Raw genomic sequence first — 17643 nt, forward strand, 5'->3', positions numbered from 1 at the left:
TCGTGCGCTGTGGGTCGCGCGGCGGTGGGGCGTGGGATGTGGCCGGGACTGCGGTTCAGGTTGCGGATCGGGCGAGGATGGGTGTTCGTGCGCTGTGGGTCGTGCGTGGCGGTGGGGCGTGGGATGTGGCCGGGACTGCGGTTCAGGTTGCGGACCTGGCGCGGGTGAGCAGCTCGAGCGCTGTGGGTCGTGCGTGGCGGTGGGGCGCGGGATGCGGTCAGGATCGCGGTTCAGGTCGCGAACTGACGCGGATGGCGAGTTCGTGCTGTGGTGGCGTGCGGCCGGTCGGTGGTGGGGCGCGGGATGTGGCCGGGACTGCGGTTCAGGTTGCGGACCTGGCGCGGGTGAGCAGTTCGTGCGCTGTGGGTCGCGCGCGGCGGTGGGGCGCCGAACGCGGCCAGGACCGTGGTTCAGGTCGCCGAACCCACGCGAGCGACCAGCTCGCGCACGGTGGTGAGGACCTCGTCGGGGTGGTCGAGGTGCACGCTGTGCGTCGCGCCCGGCCAGCTCACGATGGACGCGCCGAACGCGGTCGCGAGCCGGTCGTGGGCGCGCCGTACCGCGTGGCCCGGTTTGCGGTCGGCCGTCACCACCACGGCCGAGAGCCGGGGGAGATCCGTCTCCCGCAGGCCGCGGGCGAGGTCGGTGATGCCGCGGACCGAACGGGCCAGCGTCGGGATGTCGAGTTCGGCGGTGCGTGCGAGCGCGGCCGCGCAGTCGGGCCGTAACTCTTGCCGCCGACCGCTGCGCAGCGCGGCGGCGCGGAAGGCCGCGGCGAACGGGCGGCGCAGCCCGGGCACGGACGCCAGCCTGCCGAGCGCGACCGTCATGCGTTCCAGGCTCGCGCACGTGCGGGCGTCGTTGATCGGGGTCGGGTCGAGCAGGACCAGGCCCGCGACCTGCTCGGGGTGGTCGCGGGCGAGCAGCACTCCCACCGCACCGCCGAGGCTCTGCCCGACCACGACGACCGGGCCGCGGCCCAGGCGGTCGACGAGCGCGCTCAGGTGGGCCGCGGCGCCTGCCAGTGAACCGTCCACAGTGGACGTGCCGGTGCCCGGGCGGTCGTGCACGATCGCGCGCGCGGTGGGGGTGAGGCCTTCGACCAGCCCGGGGAAGAAGCCGTCGCAGGACTCGGCGCCTCCGGGCAGGAGCAGCACCGGCGGGCCGGACTCGCCGTGCACCCGGACCCCGTCGATCTCCATGAGCGCCCCTCACTGCTTCGTGCAACAATCTGCCGTACATTGTGACACAATCTGCGAAGGGGAGCCATGGCTGCGCAGGCCGCGCCCGAGCGGATCGCCGCGGCGATCCGCGCCGAGCTGCTCGACGGCGCGCACCCGGTCGGCACCCGCTTCCGCGAAGAGGACCTGGCGGAACGCTTCGACGTCGGCAGGCACACGATCCGCTCGGCGCTGCGGCTGCTGGTCGAACGCGGCCTGGTGGTGCACGAACGGCATCGCGGCGCGGTCGTCGCGCCGCTGAGCAAGGCACGGATCGACGAGGTCTTCGACTACCGCAAGGTGCTGGAGCTCGGCGCGCTGCGCATGGCGCTGGCGGCCGGCGCGGACCTCGGGCCGGTGCTCGCCGAGGTGGAACGTCTCGAGGCGCTGGCCGAGCGGACGCCGAAGCCGTCGTGGCGGGAGCTGACCGGGGTGCACAGCGCGATCCACCGGGCGATCGTCGCGGCCGCCGGCAACCAGCACGTGCTCGACAGCTACCGCCGCTGCGAGGACGAGGTGCGGCTGCTGCTCACGTTCGTCCGGCCGGACTTCGACGCCGCGAGCCTGGCGGCCGTGCATCGCGAGCTGGTCGAGAAGCTGCGGCTGGGCGGGGAGGCCGCAACGGACGCCTTGACCGAGGACATCGACCACACCGGGCGGGCCGCGTTGTTGACCGCGCTTCGGCGAGCCGAGGAGAGCGCCCGCCTGCTCGGCCACTGAGCCGGACTGTTGTGTGCGTCACAGTCGCGGTGATAAGATGACTTGAAACGTTTCAAGTCGGAAAAACACTGCCTGTCCAGCGAGTGGAGCACCCATGTCCGGTCGTCCCGCACGCGTTCTGCTCGCTCTCCTCTGCGCCTTGCTGGCGACGTTGTTCACGGACACGGCCGCCCTCGCGGGGCACCGCGACGCGAGCATCGAGGCCTACGACCTGCGCGTCGACAACGTTGTCAACCCGCTCGCCACGTCCGGGACGCCGTCGCTGAGCTGGAAGCTGCGCTCCGGCCGGTCCGACACCCGGCAGGCGGCGTACCGGATCCTCGTCGCCGGCAGTCCCGGTCTCCTTGCCGCGAACCGGGCCGACGTCTGGGACAGCGGGAAGGTCGCGAGCGGGGACTCGGTCGCCGTGCCCTACCGCGGCCCGGCCACCGCGGGGAAGCGGACCTACTGGACCGTGCAGGTCTGGGACGTCCGTGGCGGCGCGCCGAGCACGGCCGCGTCCGCGTGGTGGGAGAGCGGGCCGTCGGACTGGGCGGGCGCGAGCTGGATCAGCCCGGACGCGGGCAGCGCGTACACGTGGCAGGACTTCGACCTGGACCTGGACTTCACGATCAAGGCCGCCGCCGCGAGCGTCCTCTTCCGCGCCGCGGACCCCGACGACTTCCTGATGTGGCAGGTGAACGCGGCCACGACACCGGGCAAGGTCCTGCTGCGGCCCCACGTGAAGAGCCACGGCGCCTTCTCGCTCCTCGGCGAGGTCGACCTGAGCGCCGTCATCACCCCGGCCACCGTGGGCCTGCCGCACCACCTGCGCCTCGAAGCCCACGGTGACACCGTCGTCACGTCGATCGACGGCACGCAGGTCGACTCCCGTTCCGTCGGCGGGGTGACCACCGGAACGCTCGGGTTCCGGACGTCGGTCAGCCAGGGCACGGCCGAGGTCGCCCGCTACGACAACGTCGCCGTGCACGCTCTTGACGGCACACCACTGTTTTCCGACGACTTCTCGTCCACACCGGACCCGCGCTTCCCCGGCGTCACCGTCACCGACGGGCAGCTGGAACCGCAGGGTGACCCGGTCCTGCTGGCCCAGTCGCCGGACGCGCCGTTGCTGCGCCACGAATTCGTCCTGGACAAGAAGGTCGCGTCGGCACGGGCGTACGTCTACGGCCTCGGGTTCTACGAGCTGCGGCTCAACGGCGAGAAGACCGGCGACCAGGTCCTCTCGCCCGCGAGCACGCCGTACGACCAACGGAACCTCTACGACTCCTTCGACGTCACAAGCCAGGTCCACATCGGACACAACGCGGTGGGCCTGTGGCTGGGCAACGGGTACGGCCCGCGGTTCAGCCAGTACGGCTTCCGCTGGACCGGCCCGAAACAGGGGATCCTCGCGCTCGCCGTCACCTTCACCGACGGGACGACCCGGACCGTCACCACCGACGACACGTGGCGGTGGTCCGACGGCCCGGTGACGGCCAACGACCTGTACGCGGGGGAGAGCTACGACGCGCGCCTGCAGCAGGACGGCTGGGACCGGCCGGGCTTCGACGACGCGTCCTGGCACCCGGTGCGCACGGTCCCGGCGCCCAGCCCCACTCTGACCGCGACCACCGCGCCGCCGGTCCGCGTGGTGCAGACCTTGCGCGCGGTGTCGGTGAAGCAGCCTCGCCCCGGCGTCTACGTCTACGACTTCGGGCAGAACTTCGCGGGCTGGGCGCAGCTCCGCGTCGCCGGGCCGGCCGGGACGACCGTCCGGATGCGCACGGCGGAGGAACTCACGACCGACGGGACGCTCGACACCACCACCAACCGCAACGCCGCGTCCACCGACTCCTACACCCTCGGACCGGCTGCGGGGACACAGGTCTACGAGCCGCGGTTCACCTACCACGGCTTCCGCTACCTCGAGCTGACCGGCTTCCCGGGCACACCGGACCTCGGCAGTGTCGCCGGCCGGGTCGCGCACGCCGACGTCGCCGCGACCGGCCACGTCGAGACGTCCGATCCGCTGCTGAACACGATCTGGGCGAACAACCGGCGCGCCGTGCTGAACAACTCGATGAGCCTGCCGACCGACAACCCCGTCCGCGACGAGCGGACGCCGCCGGGCATGGACGTGCAGGCCTACCACGACGCGTCCGTCCTCGACTTCGGCATGGACGGCTTCTACGGCAAGTACCTGCTCGACCTGCCGCCCGGCACGGCGCTGCCCAGCGACGCGGGCAACGCCCAGCTGCCGGACATGGGCGGGGGATCGGTCGACCTCGCCTGGTCGCTCTACGAGCAGTACGGCGACCTCGCGCGCCTCGCCGCGGCCTACCCGAAGATGAAGGCGTTCGTGGACACCAACGCGGCAGCCTACCCCGGCCGCATCTGGCCGGACGACCGCGGCTTCGGCGACTGGTGCCCGCCCGACCGCGGCCCGAACGCCAACGGGGGCCAGGGAAACCCGTCGGCGGGCGACTGCTTCAGTGAGCGGTCCGTCGTCAACACGGCCCTGTCGTTCCGGCAGGCCGGCGACGTCGCGAAAGCCGCGCGGGCCCTGGGGAACACCGCCGACGCGGCCCACTTCGCCGGGCTGGCGACGTCGATCGCCGACGCGTTCAACACGCACTTCCTCAACGCGGCCGGCACCACCTACGGCGACGGCCGCCAGACGACCAGCATCCTCCCGCTGGCCTTCGGCATCGTGCCGCCGGACAAGGTCGCGGCCGTCGGCGCGCAGCTCGCCGACACGATCCTGGCGAAGAACGGCGGCCACCTCGACACCGGCATCTTCGGCACCCGCTACCTGCCCGAGGCGCTGGCCAAGGCCGGCCGGATCGACGTCGCGCTGACCGTGCTCGACCAGAAGACCTATCCGGGATTCGGGTACGAGATCGGCCGCGGCGCGACCACCCCGTGGGAGGAGTGGACGTACGAGTCCGGCATGGAAACCCACGACCACGCCATGTTCGCCGGTGTCAACGCCGCGCTGTACACGCAGTTCGCCGGGATCACCCCGGCCGCGCCCGGGTACTCCGCGATTGCCTTCACACCGCAGGTTCCGGCCGGGCTCGGCCACGTGTCGGCGTCGATCGACACGGTCCGCGGCCCGGTTTCGTCGGCGTGGACGCAGTCCGGGTGCCGCCTGGACCTGACGGTCACGGTGCCCGCCAACACGACGGCCACGGTGACCGTTCCGGGCACGGGCGTGACGGCGCCGAAGGGCGCATCGCGGCTGTCCGGCACGAACCGGTTCTCCGTGGGCTCCGGCACCTGGACGTTCACCGCCCGCCACTGCGACTGACTGGGAGTCCTCCGTGAAGCGCATTCTCTTGGCCGCCTTGGTGGTCGCCGGTCTCGTCACTCCGGCCGGTGCGGCCGACGCGGCCGTCAGCTACCCGAACCTGGCCGCCGCCTTCGACAACGTCGGCGTCAGCACCGCTGCCCAGCCGGCCGCGGCCGATCTCGACGGGAGCGGGCACAGCCTCATCGCCGAAGACCTGGCCGCCGCGGGCTGGGATCCCGGGCGCACGGTCACCGTCGACGGCGCACCGCTGCAGTTTCCCGCCTACGCGCCCGGCACCCGGGACAACGTCGTCGCCGACGGCCAGCGGATCGAGGGGTCCTTTTCCGGTGCGGCGCTGTCGTTCCTGGTGACGAGCACGGGCACGGCGTCCACCGGGAGCGGGACGATCGAGTACGCCGACGGGCACGTCCGGACCTTCCAGCTCGGCGCACCCGACTGGTACTTCGGGCCGGGCGACCGGATGACCGTATCGTTCCCGCGCTGGAACACCCCAAGCGGGCCGAACCCGTTCTCCGCCAAGCTCTACACCGTTTCGATCCCGCTCGACCCGGGCGTCCCGGCCACCGCCGTCACGCTGCCCGTGATCACCAACGGCGCGGCTCTGCACGTGTTCGCCCTCGGCACCCGGCCCGCCCCGGGCCCCTGGGCCGGGACGTGGGCCGCGGCGACGGACGACGGCCTCGACGCCGGGCCGTGGACCGAGCGCACCCTGCGGATGGTCGAGCACACCAGCCGCGGCGGCGCCCAGGTGCGCGTCCGGCTCGACAACGCCTACGACCCCGGGCCGCTGGTCGTCGGCCACGCCACCGTCGCGGTGCGGCAGGCGGGGGCGACGCCGGTGAGCACGCCGGTCACCCTGACCTTCGGCGGGCAGCCGGAAGCCGGGTTGCCCGCGGGCGGCCAGGCCGTCAGCGACCCGCTGCCGTTCGCGGTGCCGGCCGACGCGGACCTGCTGGTGAGCCTGTACCTGAAGGGGACCGTGACCAACGCGCCCGCGCACAGCATCGGGTTGCAGGACATGTACACCACCGCCGACGGCACCGGCGACCACACGGCCGACGTCGGCGACTTCCCGTCGGCGGGCACCTTCGGGTTCTGGACCATCCTCAGTGGAATCGACGTGGCCGACGCGGACACGGCCGGTTCCGTCGTGGCCTTCGGCGATTCGATCACCGACGGCTATTCGTCGACCCCGAACACCAACAGCCGCTGGCCGAACTTCCTCGCCCAGCGCCTCCTCACCAGTGGACAGGCCGCGGTGCCCGGGGTGGTCGACGAGGGCATCGCGGGCAACCGGATCCTGCAGGACGCGTTCAGCGGTTTCCCCGACGGCCGCACGGCCGGCGTGAGCGGGCTGGCCCGGCTGAACCACGACCTGATCAGCCAGACCGGGGCGCGCACCGCGATCGTGCTCGAGGGCATCAACGACATCAACAGCGACGCGAGCGCCGACGACGTCATCGCCGGGCTGAAGGAGATCGCCGCCGAACTGCACGCCGCCCACATCCGGGTGCTGGCGGGCACGCTCACGCCGATCAAGGGCTGCGGCTGCAGCAACGACGCGCACCTCGCCGCCCGCGACCAGGTGAACACCTTCATCCGCACGAGCACCGGGGTGTTCGACGGCTGGGTCGACTTCGACGCCGCCGTCCGCGACCCGGCGGACCCGGAGGCGATGCTCGCCGCGTACGACTCGGGTGATCACCTGCACCCCGGCGACGCGGGGTACCGCGCGATGGCGGCGGCAGTGCCCCTCGGCGCGCTGTGAATGTCCGTTTTGCGGAAGTGATTGCGGAAAGAACGCAGCGGATCATGGAAAGCGTTAACTCGAACGAGTGACGGCATGCGTGCTATTAGGTGACGTCGTCGGAAAACGCTCATTGCCGGAATGAAAGTTGCTCATTTCGCGGTGGTAACGAACTGCGCCGTTGGCGTCGCACCTTTCGGCGCCCGGGTGACAGCGCTTCAACGGGTTCTCGCCGCGGCATACGATTCTCCTTCGGTCGGGGGAAAATCCTTTTCCGGAAAAGAATCGAGGGCCCTTCATGCGAAGACGCATGCGTGTACGCCGCTGGGGAGTGGCGGGTTTACCGCTCGTGCTCGTGGCCGCCGCTTTCCCGATGCCGGCATCGGCCGACCCCGCGCCCCTGGCCCCGGTCTCGGGCCTGGTGAAGTCCGTGCAGGGCACCGGTTCCCCGGCCGCCCACGGCGCCACCGCGAACTGGGTCGTCGGCTACGACGACCAGGCGAGCGCGACCGGCGCCGCGGCCATCACCGACGCCGTCGGCGCGGGCCAGTCCTACCAGTCCGGGTCGCTGCACGCGCCGCCCGGCTGGACGCCGTCGTGGTCCACCGACGGCAGCACCTTCGCCGGGACCGAACCCGCCTCCGGCGTCACCGCCGTCCGCGCGACGAACCCGCGCTCCGGGCCCGACGCGACCTCGCTGTCCGGCACGCTCACCCCGCCCATCCAGGCGGTCACGACGGCGACCGGCGGCGACGGCTTCACCCCGCTGCTGAACCGCACCCCCGACGGCACGCTGCAGGCATGGAACATCTACCACCACCTCGTCGCGCCCACCCGGAAACTCGTGTGCACCGACGTCGGCACCGGCCAGCGCTGCCCGGGCGGTCCGTGGCCGAAGCCGCTCAACACCACGCCCGGTCCGCTGGGCACCGGTGACACCGGCGACATCGCCAGCACGCTGACCCCGCAGTACGTCCGGAACCCGGCCGCGCCCGCGCAGGTCTACTACCCGGCCATCACCGCCGCGTCCGTCGGGGTCGGCTGCCTCGACCTGGCCGCCGCCGCGAACTGCGGGTACTGGCCGCTGACCGCCGCCGGCTCCCCGACGCAGGTCAACAGCATCGCGGGCCTCGTCGAAAGCGGCGGTAACCTGTACGGCGTCGTGAGCACCGGCGCCGTGGTCTGCTGGACCATCGCCACGAAGAGCGCCTGCGGCGGCCAGCCGTACGCGCCGATCGTGCCGCCCAGCAACAACCAGCCGGGCGCCGTCAACACCCACGTCTACGGCTCGCTGACCGTCGTGGCGGGCAAGGTGTTCGCGTCGTCCTCCGTCCCCGGCGTCGGCCGGCCCGCTCTGGGCTGCTTCGACCCCGCGACGGCGACGGCCTGCACCGGCTGGGCGACCCCGAAGTTCACCGGCCCGGCCGGGAACTACACCTACAACGCCTACACCTACTTCAGCACGGCGGGTGCCCCGGTGGGCGCGTGCTCGACGACGAGCGGCAACCCGGAGGTCACCACCTGCTTCGCGCTCGACGGCTCGCCCCTCCCGGCGCCGCCGGTCGCGGCCGCGCTGGCGGCCGGGGTGTGGGTCTTCAACCCGGAGGTCGTCACCGACCCGGCCGGGCACCTGCGCAGCTACTTCGGACTCTGGAACGGCGGGATCGCCGGGGCGGCCCTGTGCCACGACTGGACGACCGGCGTCGCGTGCGCGGGCCTGCCCGGCCCGATCACGCACCCGAACGTCAACGGGGGCACCACGCGGGACTACGGCTACACCTACGACCCGCCGACCGGCTGCCTCATCGGCCTCGGCGACGCGGGTGTGCTGTTCTCGATGGACCCGGCGACCGGCACCTCGCCGTGTGTCCGGTCCGGCGGGCAGGTGACGCTGAAGCCCGGTGACTTCTACTGCGACGGCGGTACCGGTCACGTCCAGGGTTACACGGCCGCGCGGCTGACCGGCATCACCCCGGCCAACGTGAACTTCGCCGCGTCGCGGGTGACGGTGATCGACCAGGGCGGCACCGTCGTCCCGACCCCCGGGTTCGCCCCGGACGGCTCGGTCGACCTGAGCGGCGTCTCGGCCGCCGCGCACCCGTCGATCACCGTGACGACGTCGCTGGTGCTCAACGGCACGGGCGACTTCGGCGGCGGCAACCAGCCGCAGCTGGTCGTCGACTACGCCGGTGACGCGCCGCAGCTGTGCTTCCGCACGACGATCGCCGCGGACTGCGCGGTGACGTCGGTGGCGAACACGGCCACCGGCACCGACACGACGGGCGCGTTCACCTCCAACACGGTGACGCTCCCGGTCGCGCCGGGCGCGGGCTGCACGCCGACGGTGGTGGTGCAGAAGGAGATCTGCACGTCCGCGACCGTGGCGAAGTGTGGTCCGGGTGGCGTGGGACCGTGGGCGAAACAGGCGCCGGTCGGGCTGCTGGGCCTGCTGAACGCGACCGCGTACTGGCGGATCACGGTGACGAACCAGGGCCCGGTCGGCATCACCGACGGCCAGGTCGTGGACAGCGTGGAGCCGTCGTGCCAGACGGGTCCGTTCACGCTGGCGGCCGGGGCGTCGAAGCAGGTGTACTGCTCGACGTACGCCCTGCTGAGCCTGTTCCCGATCACCAACCGCGCGAAGGCGGGCTATCTGCCGGTGAACGTCCCGCCGTCGACCCCGCCGACGTACACGGACTGGTCTTCGGCCAAGGCGTGCTCGCTGCTGTGCGCCCTGTAACAGGCTGAACTCCCCGCCCCGTGGTGGCTCGTCCACCACGGGGCGGGGTGCTCAGAGGACGGGGTGGTCAGAGGAGGATGTCGTCCAGGCTCCGGATCTCCGTCGCCTCGGACGTCGACTCCAGGCCGGCCAGCGGGTCGGCCGTGGTGAGGTCGCCGAAGGAGAGACCGGTCAGCTTTTCGATGCGGCGCACCGGAACCTGGTAGGTGCGGTAGGCGCCGTAGTCGAACTCGGCGGGCGCGAACTCCAGGCCGCGGATGAGCTCCTCCTGGCTCAGCAGGTACGCCGTCGCGGACAGCCGGCCGGCGTCGTGCACGGTCGCCACGACCTTCCAGAACTGGCGGGGGAGCTGGACCCCGCGGTAGCGGTCGTCGTCCTCGGCCAGCACCGGGCCGGTGACGACGGTGACCTTGATGTTCTCCTTGTCCGCGTTCTTCAGGACGTAGTCCTCGAGCCCGGCCCACGTGGTCCGGTTCTGGTTGAAGTCCTTGTGCTGCGGGGAGCAGTTCGTGAAGTGGAAGGTGTCGTCGTTGCCGAGCTGGGCGATCGCGGCCGTCGTGCCCCACGCCGGGTCGAGGCGGCGCACCAGGTGACCGCGGTCGAGCGGGTTGTCCCGGTAGATCTCCTCGCCGATCTGCTCGCTCGTCCCGACCCGCGGGTCGAGGGACCAGTGATCCGCTTCGCGGCGCAACGGCCGGCTCGTGCCGCCGTCGATGTTGACCGCGGTGAAGAAGGCCAGGCCGCGGTTCTTGTTCAGCACGACGCTGAAGTGGTGGTAGGGCAGCACGTAACGCGGTTCGCCGGTCGCCTGCCGGTTGGTCGCGGCCAGCGGGACGAGCGCGTCCGGCAGCGTGGGCAGCGGCACCCGGTGCCCGGGCAGGAAGTCCGGGTCGTACCCCTCGCGGTTCGAGTAGTCCGGGTCGATCCGGATGCTCTCCGCCGCCCGTGCGACCGGGACCGCCTCGGCGCGGAGCCGGATGTCGAACGGCATCGTGAGCGGCTGCGGCGCCGCGGCCGGGCTGTCCGCCGCGGGCCGGGAAGCACGCTCGGGTACAGTGGAAAGCCGGTCGACGAGCACCTGGCGCTCGGGGGAGAACTGCTGTCCCCGCAGGAACTCCAGCAGTTTGCTCACCCGGATTCCCTCGTTCAGGTAATCGCCGAACTCGGCGTGCCCGTCCGCCGGGACGCTGGCGTGGTGCAGCGCCACGATCTCCCACTGGTCGTTGAACACCGGTGAGCCCGACGACCCGGGTTCGGTGTCGGTTTCGTAGTGCAGGAAGAGGTCGAGGACGTCCACGACCCGGTTCTCCCGCAGCGCGATCTTCTTCTTTTCGCCCTGCGGGTGCTGGATGATGGTGACGAAGTCGCCGACGATCGCCTTGCCCTCGGCGCCGATGAGGCGGTTGTGGCCGAACGGACCCAGGCCGGCCGCGTCGGCCTTGACCGCCACGAGCGCGAAGTCCAGTTCGGGGTCGGCGACGAAGAACCGGTCCGGATCCAGCTTGAAGGCCCGCACCGGCACCGGCAGGCCGTCGACGCCGTCCTGGTAGTTGAACTCGATGGTGCTGAACCCGGCGACCTCGGCGTTCGGCAGCACGTGGTGGTTGGTGAGCAGCAGTTCGGGCGACACCAGGGATCCGGTGCCGTAGCCGGCGAGCCGGCCGCGGGCGTCCCGGATGCCCACCCGGCCGACCGCGCTCGCGGCGGTGACCCCGCCTTCGAGGTACCCCACGCCGAGCAGGTCGTCGGTGACGATGATCCGTTCCAGGATCGCGTTCGCCGCCCGCATGGCCGCGGGATCACCCGCCGCGATCGCCGCCGGGCTGACCGGCCGGACGTCGGGGTAGTAGCGGCCGAGGCGGTCGATCCGCGTGGCCACGCGGCCCGGCTCGTCGGCCTTGGCCAGGCCGCCGGGCTCGCGCAGCACCGCGATCTTGGCCCGTCTGGTGTCGATGCGGTCGTCGGCCCGTTTGGCGGCGGCGTCCTGCTGGTCCGATGGTCCGTAGGTCGTGACGTTCACGATGCCCTCCCCGGAGGCGTTCCGGACGATTCGGGCGATCGGCCGGAAACAGTGCGTTAGTCGCAGCCTCCGGAGGCGTGTTACAGGGTGGTGTGCGTGTCGGCGGAAATCCTTTCCGAGCCGTTATCGTGAATTGCTCACGCACTACCTGCCGGTGATCAAGAATGGGCCGCCATCTGGGAGAAGAACCCGGCGATCTCCGCAGGCGCGGTCGGAGTGAAACAGGATGCCAATCCCTGGGCGGACTCGAGTGACGCGTTTTCGGCGCGCGGGAACATCGCGGTTTCGTACTGCGCCAGCGCGGTCTCGAGGTCGTCCGGGTGCTGCAGGATGGCGCGCGCCAGGTCGGCCCCGTCGATCAGCGCGAGGTTCGCGCCTTCCCCGGCGTAGGGCGACATCACGTGCGCGGCGTCGCCGACGAGCGTGACGCCCGGGACCCGCGCCCAGCGGTGCCCGGCCGGCAGGCCGAAGATCCGGCGCGGGGTGATCGTGTCCGAGCTGGAGCGGATGAGCTCGTGGAACGCGGGTGCCCAGTCGGCGAACTCCCGGAGCAGGGCTTCGCGCGCCGCGCCGGGGTCGGCCCAGTCGACGCCGGCGGAGTCCAGCCAGTCCTCCGGGACGCGGAGGGAAGCGCCGAGTTCGAGACTGTCACCGCCGTGGCCCAGGAAGCCCTTGTTGTCGGAGAGGGCGAAGACCATGCCGGGGCCGACGAGCTCGGCCAGCTCCGGGTGCCGCGTCGTGGCGTCCGGCACGAGGAGCTCGAGGTGGGTGACCCCGCAGTACTCCGGGGTCGCGGCCGACAGCAGCGGGCGCACCTTCGACCAGGTGCCGTCCGCGCCGACCAGGAGGTCGGTCTCGGTCGTGCCGCCGTCGCGGAAGGTGAGCTCGTGCCGGCCCCCGCCGAGCGCGCGGACCGCGGTGACCTTGTGGTCCCAGACGATCCGGCCGGGGTCGAGCGAGTCGAGCAGCAGGGTGCGCAGCGCCGTCCGGTCGATCTCCGGGCGGCCGCCTTCGCCGCCCTCGGGCCCGGTGTCGACGTGGACGTGCGCGTTCTTGTCGAGGACGCGCACGTGCTCACCCTGCGGGTGCGTGTGGCGGCGGAACTCGTCGTAGAGGCCGGCTTCGCGCAGGGCGAGCTGGCCGGTTTCCTCGTGGATGTCGAGGGAGCCGCCCTGGCGGCGCACGCCGGCCGAGACGTCCAGTTCGTGGACGGTGGCGGAAACCCCGTGGTTCTGGAGGATGCGGGCGAGGACGAGGCCGGACAGGCCCGCCCCGGCGATCGTGACGGAAGGTGAAGTCATGGGAGGTCCTTAGTGGTCGGCCGGCGGCGGGCCGGCGGTGAGGATGCCGTCGAGCAGGACGTCGAGGGCCCAGTTGCCGCGGGAGGCACCGGTGCCGGAGACGAGCGCGGCGGCGAGCGGGGCGATGTGCGGATACCGCTGCGCGTCCACCGTGGTGATCTGCGTGGCCAGGGCGGACAGCGCTTCGGTCTTCTTCTCGGAGGCTTTCGGGCCGCTGTGCTCGACGGCGACCGCGGTGGGGTAGAGCAGGAGCAGGTCGACGCCCCAGGCCGCGGCCCGGTCGCTCGCCCCGCCTTCGCGGAGCAGGGCCAGCACGGTGTCGACCAACGCCAGGTAGTGCGGGCCGCTGGGCTGGGTGGACATCGCCATCCGGGCGATCCCCGGGTAGCGGAACAGCAGCTGCCCGTAGCTGTTCAGCAGGGCCTTCACCCGGTCACGCCAGGTGCCGGGGCCCGCGGTCGTCGGATTGATCTCGCCCAGGAGCACGTCGAGGATCTGCGCGTGCAGGTCCTCGGTGTTGCGCACGTAGACGTAGAGCGACGCGTGCCCCGAGTCGAGCGCGGCGGCGACCCGCCGCATCGTCACCTTCTCCAGGCCCTCGTCCCGCAGGACGCCGAGGGCGGTGTCGATGATCCCCTGCCGGGTGAGCGCGGCTTTCGCCGGCCGCTCACGGCGGCTGCGGGGTTCTTCGGGGGCTTCGTCAACCGGGGGCATGCACCCACCGTAGCACGACCATGGTCGTTACGACCATGGTCGGTGCAGGTTACGGGTGTTGTCGAAGCGGCCCCCGGTCGACAGCGGGCGCGGTGGCGGCGCAGCATTCGCTTGGCCGATCGGGGAAAGGCCGCATGGCGCGACGTTCGAGCGCGCTCATCGCGGCGGCGGCCACCAGGCTGGTCGCGGTGGGCCTGCGCGACCCGGACCGCCTCGAGCTGCTCGACGCGGTCATCGGCAAGCCGGCGAAGACAAGTCGCCCGGCCCGGTGCGAACCCCGACGAGAACCTCCGGCCGGCTGCTCGTCGTGGAACTACCCGCCGGGACGTTCCGGTCCGCCGTCCCCACCGGAACGCTGCCGTACGGCGCCTCGTTCCGGCGTGATCACGTCCATGGCCGGTGCAGGTAGGGCAGCGAAGTCAGCGTCTTGGTGGCGATGAGCGCGTCGGCGGCGTGGTGGGCGGCCAGCCCGAGCACCTCGTGGTCGCGGGCGGTCGCCTGGTTGGGGATGGCCAGCACGGTCATCCCGGCCGCGTGCGCCGAGCGGATCCCGGAACCGGAGTCCTCGACCGCGAGGCACCGGTCCGGGGACACGCCCAGGCGGCGCGCGGCGAGCAGGTACGGGTCCGGCGCGGGCTTGCCGCGGGTGACGTCGTCACCGGTCACGATCGCGGCGAACCGCAGGCCGGACGCCGCCACCGCGGCCAGGACGTAGCGGGCGGGGGAGGCCGAGACCAGCGCGACCGGTCCCGCCGCGGCCGCCGTGGCGACCAGGTCCGCGGCCCCTGGCAGCAGCCCGAACCCGCCCCGGGCCAGCGCGTCGACCATGCCCTCGACGCACTCGGCCACGGCCGACGCCGGGGTGAGGCCCGGGCAGCGCCGCGCGAGGTAGGCCGCCCAGTGGCCGGTGCCGGTGCCCTGGATCGCCGCCCAGTCGGCCGCGGTCCAGCCGTGGCCGTGGCGGGCCGCGACGGCGCCGATCACCCGGGTCCACGTCGCCGCGCTGTCGGCCAGGGTCTCGTCCAGGTCGAACACGGTGGCCGCGAGCATCAGCGGGCCACGGCGGTCTGCGGCACGTACGCGGCGATCTGCTCGATCGACACGACCTTCAGCCAGTGCTGGTCGGCGAGGGTGCGCAGCTGGGGCAGCCGGGCGACACTGCCGTCGTCGTTGCACACCTCGCTGATCACGGCGACGGGCGCGAGACCGCACAGGCGCATCAGCTCGACGGCCGCTTCGGTGTGGCCGCGCCGCTCGGCGAGGCCGCCGGCCCGGGCGCGCAGCGGGAAGACGTGGCCCGGCCGGCACAGCAGGCCGGGGGTGGTGGCCGGGTCCGCGAGCAGCCGGAGCGTGCAGGCGCGGTCGGCGGCGGAGATGCCGGACTCGATGCCGGCCGCGGCGTCCACCGACACCGTGTAGGCCGTCTCGGCGGGATCTTCGCTGGCTTGGACCATCGGCGGGAGGTGCAGCCGGTCGGTGACCTCGGGGGCCATCGGCGCGCAGATCAGGCCGCTGGTGTGGCGCATGAAGAAGGCGAGCGCCCGCGGGGTGGCGTGCTCGGCGGCCATGATCAGGTCGCCTTCGTTCTCGCGGTCCTCGTCGTCGACGACGATCACCGGCCGGCCGGCCCCGAGGTCCGGCAACGCCGCCCGCACGGTGTCCAGGCTGGCCGTTCTGTCGCGGCGGACCTGTTCGGGAACAGCGAGATCCATGACCTGTCCTTCCGGAGCGGCGGTAGACGGCCGATTCATGATCGACACGCGGCTGCCGCACCGCACCTCGAACCCGCCCCGGTAACCCGAAGCGGTGACGGACCGTCTCCTGTGGACGGTGGCTCAGGCCCGCTGGTGCCGGAACTCGCTCGGGTTGGTGCCGCGGACCCGTTTGAACGCCGCGCTGAAGCCGAACGGGTCCGCGTAGCCGACCTCGCGGGCGATGTCCGCGACCGTCGCCGCGTCCCGCTCCCGGAGCAGGTCCGCCGCGAGGGTCATCCGCCAGCGGGTGAGGTAGGTCAGCGGCGGCTCGCCGACCAGGTCGGCGAAGCGCTTGGCCAGCGTCGAGCGGGACACGCCGGTACGGCCGGCCAGCGCCGCGACCGTCCACGGGGCCGCCGGCTCGGCGTGCAGCAGGCGCAACGCGTGGCCGATCACCGGGTCGCGCTGGGCGGCCCACCAGGCCGGTGGCTCGCCGCCGGGGCGGTCGAACCACTCGCGCAGCGTGCAGACCAGCATCCAGTCCAGCAGCCGGTCGAGCACCACCTGCTGGCCCGGCGTGTCGGCGGCGGCCTCGGCGGCGAGGTGGTCCAGCACCGCGTCACCCGTGCCGCCGGCCTCCACGCGCAGCACGACCGGCAGCGCGTCCAGCAGCCGGCGGCTGATCTCCCCGCGCACCGGGTAGGCGCCGGTGACCAGGGTCGCCGTCCCGCCGCCGTCGGCCCAGCCGCGACGGTGCCGCGTGCCGCCTTCCTCCGGTGCCGCGCAGTGCACGCCGCAGGCGACCGGCTCGGCCCGGGTGCCGACCTCGTCGACGAAGGTGAACGTCCCGGGGCCGCGCACGACGATCGTGTCGCGCTCGCGCAGCGGCTCGGGCGGGCCGTGCTCCGGCACGATCCAGCCCGCCCCGCCGAGCACGGTGCACAGGGTCAGCGGCGCGCCGTCCACGAAGTGCAGGGCCCAGGGCGGGGACAGGGCCGAGCTGCCGAACAACGAGCCGTGCGCGCGTACACCGCGGAACAGGTCACCGAACACGTCCACCCGGCCAGGTTAGACGAATGGACATGCGAACCGGCCATTCACCTATGGACTCGTCCGAGCCCGGCCCGTTGAATCGGATGGCATGAGCACTGACACCAGTTCCTTGACGGCCGACGACCTCGAGTTCCTCCGGCGCCCGCTGCACGGATTCCTGTCCGTGGCCGGGGCCCCGCCGCGCCCGGTGTGGTTCGAGGCCACCGCGGAGGGCACGATCCAGCTGTTCACACCCCCCGATTCCCTCAAGGTGCGGCGCCTGAGCCGGGATCCCCGCGCGTCGATCGTCGTCGCCGCGCCGGTGGGGGAGCGGGAGCGCTGGGTGTCGGCCGCCGGTCGCATCACGGTGGAACCCGGCGGAGCGCACGACCTGAGCCGCCGCCTCGCGGCTCGTTACTGGGACCTCACCGACGCGGACCGGGCCGCCGACCTCGCCGGGATCCTGGCGGAGGACCAGGTGCGCCTCGTCCTCCACCCGGAAACGGTGCACCGCTACGTGTTCTGACCGCCCGGTTCCCTTCAGTGATATGCTGGGGGTGGCCGAAACAATCGGCCCTTGAATTCTCGGCCCGACGTTTCTCATGCTTTCGAGAGCCCCGTGCTTTCGAGAACACTGCCCGGCGAGATCAGCTACCTCCGCGACAACCGCCGATTCCGGCGCCGTCGAACAGTTCTGCCCTGCTCCGTCGCATGTCCGTTGTGACACACGAAGCCGCTGCTCCACGCGAGCGTGCGCGTGGACCGATGTGAAGGGGAATGTCCATGAACGACGCTGTTCTGGCCCAGACTGTCAACATCAACCCCGGCCTCGCCGCCATCGGCTACGGGCTGGGGGCGATCGGCCCGGGAATCGGCGTGGGGCTGATCTTCGCCGCGGTCATCAATGGCACCGCCCGGCAGCCGGAAGCGAAGGGGAAACTGCAGGCGCTCGGTTACTCCACCTTCGTGCTGTCCGAGGTGCTCGCGCTGATCGGCATCGTCGTCTATTTCATCGCGTCCACCAAGTGAATCCGCCGGCGTGGGGGGGGGGCGGGGGGCCCCCCCCCCCCCGCGGGGGGGGGCCCCGGCGGCGGGGGGGGGGGGGCCGGGGGGTGGGGTAATGGCAGCGGGGGGGGCCGGGGCCGCCCGCCCCGCGCGGG

13 protein-coding genes are annotated in these 17643 nt (G+C 72.4%); 6 read left to right on the forward strand and 7 right to left on the reverse strand.

What is annotated here, in order from left to right; genetic code table 11:
- Positions 1–410: 410 nt before the first annotated feature.
- Positions 411–1202, reverse strand: coding sequence for an alpha/beta fold hydrolase (locus ACIOD2_RS43205; RefSeq protein ID WP_400551244.1), 792 nt, complete (start codon positions 1200–1202; stop codon positions 411–413).
- A gap of 66 nt (positions 1203–1268) precedes the next feature.
- Between ACIOD2_RS43205 and ACIOD2_RS43210 the strand changes: the two genes are divergently transcribed.
- The 4 genes from ACIOD2_RS43210 to ACIOD2_RS43225 all read left to right on the forward strand — a co-directional run bounded on the left by ACIOD2_RS43210 (position 1269) and on the right by ACIOD2_RS43225 (position 9722).
- Complete coding sequence (locus ACIOD2_RS43210) at positions 1269–1940, forward strand: GntR family transcriptional regulator (RefSeq protein ID WP_400551246.1); 672 nt, start codon at positions 1269–1271, stop codon at positions 1938–1940.
- A 94-nt stretch (positions 1941–2034) separates the two neighbouring features.
- Complete coding sequence (locus ACIOD2_RS43215) at positions 2035–5232, forward strand: family 78 glycoside hydrolase catalytic domain (protein ID WP_400551248.1); 3198 nt, start codon at positions 2035–2037, stop codon at positions 5230–5232.
- 13 nt (positions 5233–5245) lie between these two features.
- Positions 5246–7003 (forward strand): SGNH/GDSL hydrolase family protein, encoded by a 1758-nt coding sequence (locus tag ACIOD2_RS43220; RefSeq protein WP_400551249.1) that lies wholly within the window; start codon positions 5246–5248, stop codon positions 7001–7003.
- A 352-nt stretch (positions 7004–7355) separates the two neighbouring features.
- Entirely contained in the window at positions 7356–9722 is a 2367-nt protein-coding gene (locus ACIOD2_RS43225) for a hypothetical protein (protein ID WP_400551251.1), read from the forward strand.
- A 67-nt stretch (positions 9723–9789) separates the two neighbouring features.
- Here ACIOD2_RS43225 and ACIOD2_RS43230 read toward each other — a convergent pair whose 3' ends face one another.
- The 6 genes from ACIOD2_RS43230 to ACIOD2_RS43255 all read right to left on the reverse strand — a co-directional run bounded on the left by ACIOD2_RS43230 (position 9790) and on the right by ACIOD2_RS43255 (position 16510).
- Positions 9790–11742 carry a DNA/RNA non-specific endonuclease gene (locus ACIOD2_RS43230; protein WP_400551253.1) on the reverse strand — a complete coding sequence of 651 codons (1953 nt, stop codon included), beginning with the start codon at positions 11740–11742 and terminating at the stop codon, positions 9790–9792.
- 158 nt (positions 11743–11900) lie between these two features.
- Positions 11901–13043, reverse strand: coding sequence for an FAD-dependent oxidoreductase (locus tag ACIOD2_RS43235; RefSeq protein ID WP_400551255.1), 1143 nt, complete (start codon positions 13041–13043; stop codon positions 11901–11903).
- Between the two features lie 9 nt (positions 13044–13052).
- Entirely contained in the window at positions 13053–13757 is a 705-nt protein-coding gene (locus ACIOD2_RS43240) for a TetR/AcrR family transcriptional regulator (protein WP_400551257.1), read from the reverse strand.
- Between the two features lie 384 nt (positions 13758–14141).
- A complete protein-coding gene (locus ACIOD2_RS43245; RefSeq protein WP_400551259.1) occupies positions 14142–14807 on the reverse strand; it encodes an HAD family hydrolase in 666 nt (221 codons plus the stop codon).
- Positions 14807–15469 carry a 3,4-dihydroxy-2-butanone-4-phosphate synthase gene (gene ribB / locus ACIOD2_RS43250; protein ID WP_400551261.1) on the reverse strand — a complete coding sequence of 221 codons (663 nt, stop codon included), beginning with the start codon at positions 15467–15469 and terminating at the stop codon, positions 14807–14809. Before ribB ends, ACIOD2_RS43245 begins: the two co-directional genes overlap by 1 nt.
- 123 nt (positions 15470–15592) lie before the next feature.
- Positions 15593–16510 (reverse strand): AraC family transcriptional regulator, encoded by a 918-nt coding sequence (locus ACIOD2_RS43255; protein WP_400551262.1) that lies wholly within the window; start codon positions 16508–16510, stop codon positions 15593–15595.
- 82 nt (positions 16511–16592) lie between these two features.
- Between ACIOD2_RS43255 and ACIOD2_RS43260 the strand changes: the two genes are divergently transcribed.
- Positions 16593–17009 carry a pyridoxamine 5'-phosphate oxidase family protein gene (locus ACIOD2_RS43260; protein ID WP_400551264.1) on the forward strand — a complete coding sequence of 139 codons (417 nt, stop codon included), beginning with the start codon at positions 16593–16595 and terminating at the stop codon, positions 17007–17009.
- A gap of 257 nt (positions 17010–17266) precedes the next feature.
- On the forward strand, positions 17267–17512 hold the full coding sequence (locus ACIOD2_RS43265; protein WP_400551265.1) for an ATP F0F1 synthase subunit C: 246 nt from the start codon (positions 17267–17269) through the stop codon (positions 17510–17512).
- Positions 17513–17643 lie beyond the last annotated feature (131 nt).

Source organism: Amycolatopsis sp. NPDC088138, from assembly GCF_044741685.1.
In the GTDB taxonomy this organism is placed as follows: domain Bacteria; phylum Actinomycetota; class Actinomycetes; order Mycobacteriales; family Pseudonocardiaceae; genus Amycolatopsis.

Bases quoted from the DNA above. Each gene is read 5' to 3' on its own strand.
- ACIOD2_RS43215 (WP_400551248.1), top strand. From the start codon at position 2,035: ATGTCCGGTCGTCCCGCACGCGTTCTGCTCGCTCTCCTCTGCGCCTTG.
- ACIOD2_RS43240 (WP_400551257.1), bottom strand. From the start codon at position 13,757: ATGCCCCCGGTTGACGAAGCCCCCGAAGAACCCCGCAGCCGCCGTGAG.
- ACIOD2_RS43260 (WP_400551264.1), top strand. From the start codon at position 16,593: ATGAGCACTGACACCAGTTCCTTGACGGCCGACGACCTCGAGTTCCTC.
- ACIOD2_RS43205 (WP_400551244.1), bottom strand. From the start codon at position 1,202: ATGGAGATCGACGGGGTCCGGGTGCACGGCGAGTCCGGCCCGCCGGTG.
- ACIOD2_RS43235 (WP_400551255.1), bottom strand. From the start codon at position 13,043: ATGACTTCACCTTCCGTCACGATCGCCGGGGCGGGCCTGTCCGGCCTC.
- ACIOD2_RS43225 (WP_400551251.1), top strand. From the start codon at position 7,356: ATGCCGGCATCGGCCGACCCCGCGCCCCTGGCCCCGGTCTCGGGCCTG.
- ACIOD2_RS43245 (WP_400551259.1), bottom strand. From the start codon at position 14,807: ATGCTCGCGGCCACCGTGTTCGACCTGGACGAGACCCTGGCCGACAGC.
- ACIOD2_RS43265 (WP_400551265.1), top strand. From the start codon at position 17,267: ATGAACGACGCTGTTCTGGCCCAGACTGTCAACATCAACCCCGGCCTC.
- ribB (WP_400551261.1), bottom strand. From the start codon at position 15,469: ATGGATCTCGCTGTTCCCGAACAGGTCCGCCGCGACAGAACGGCCAGC.
- ACIOD2_RS43210 (WP_400551246.1), top strand. From the start codon at position 1,269: ATGGCTGCGCAGGCCGCGCCCGAGCGGATCGCCGCGGCGATCCGCGCC.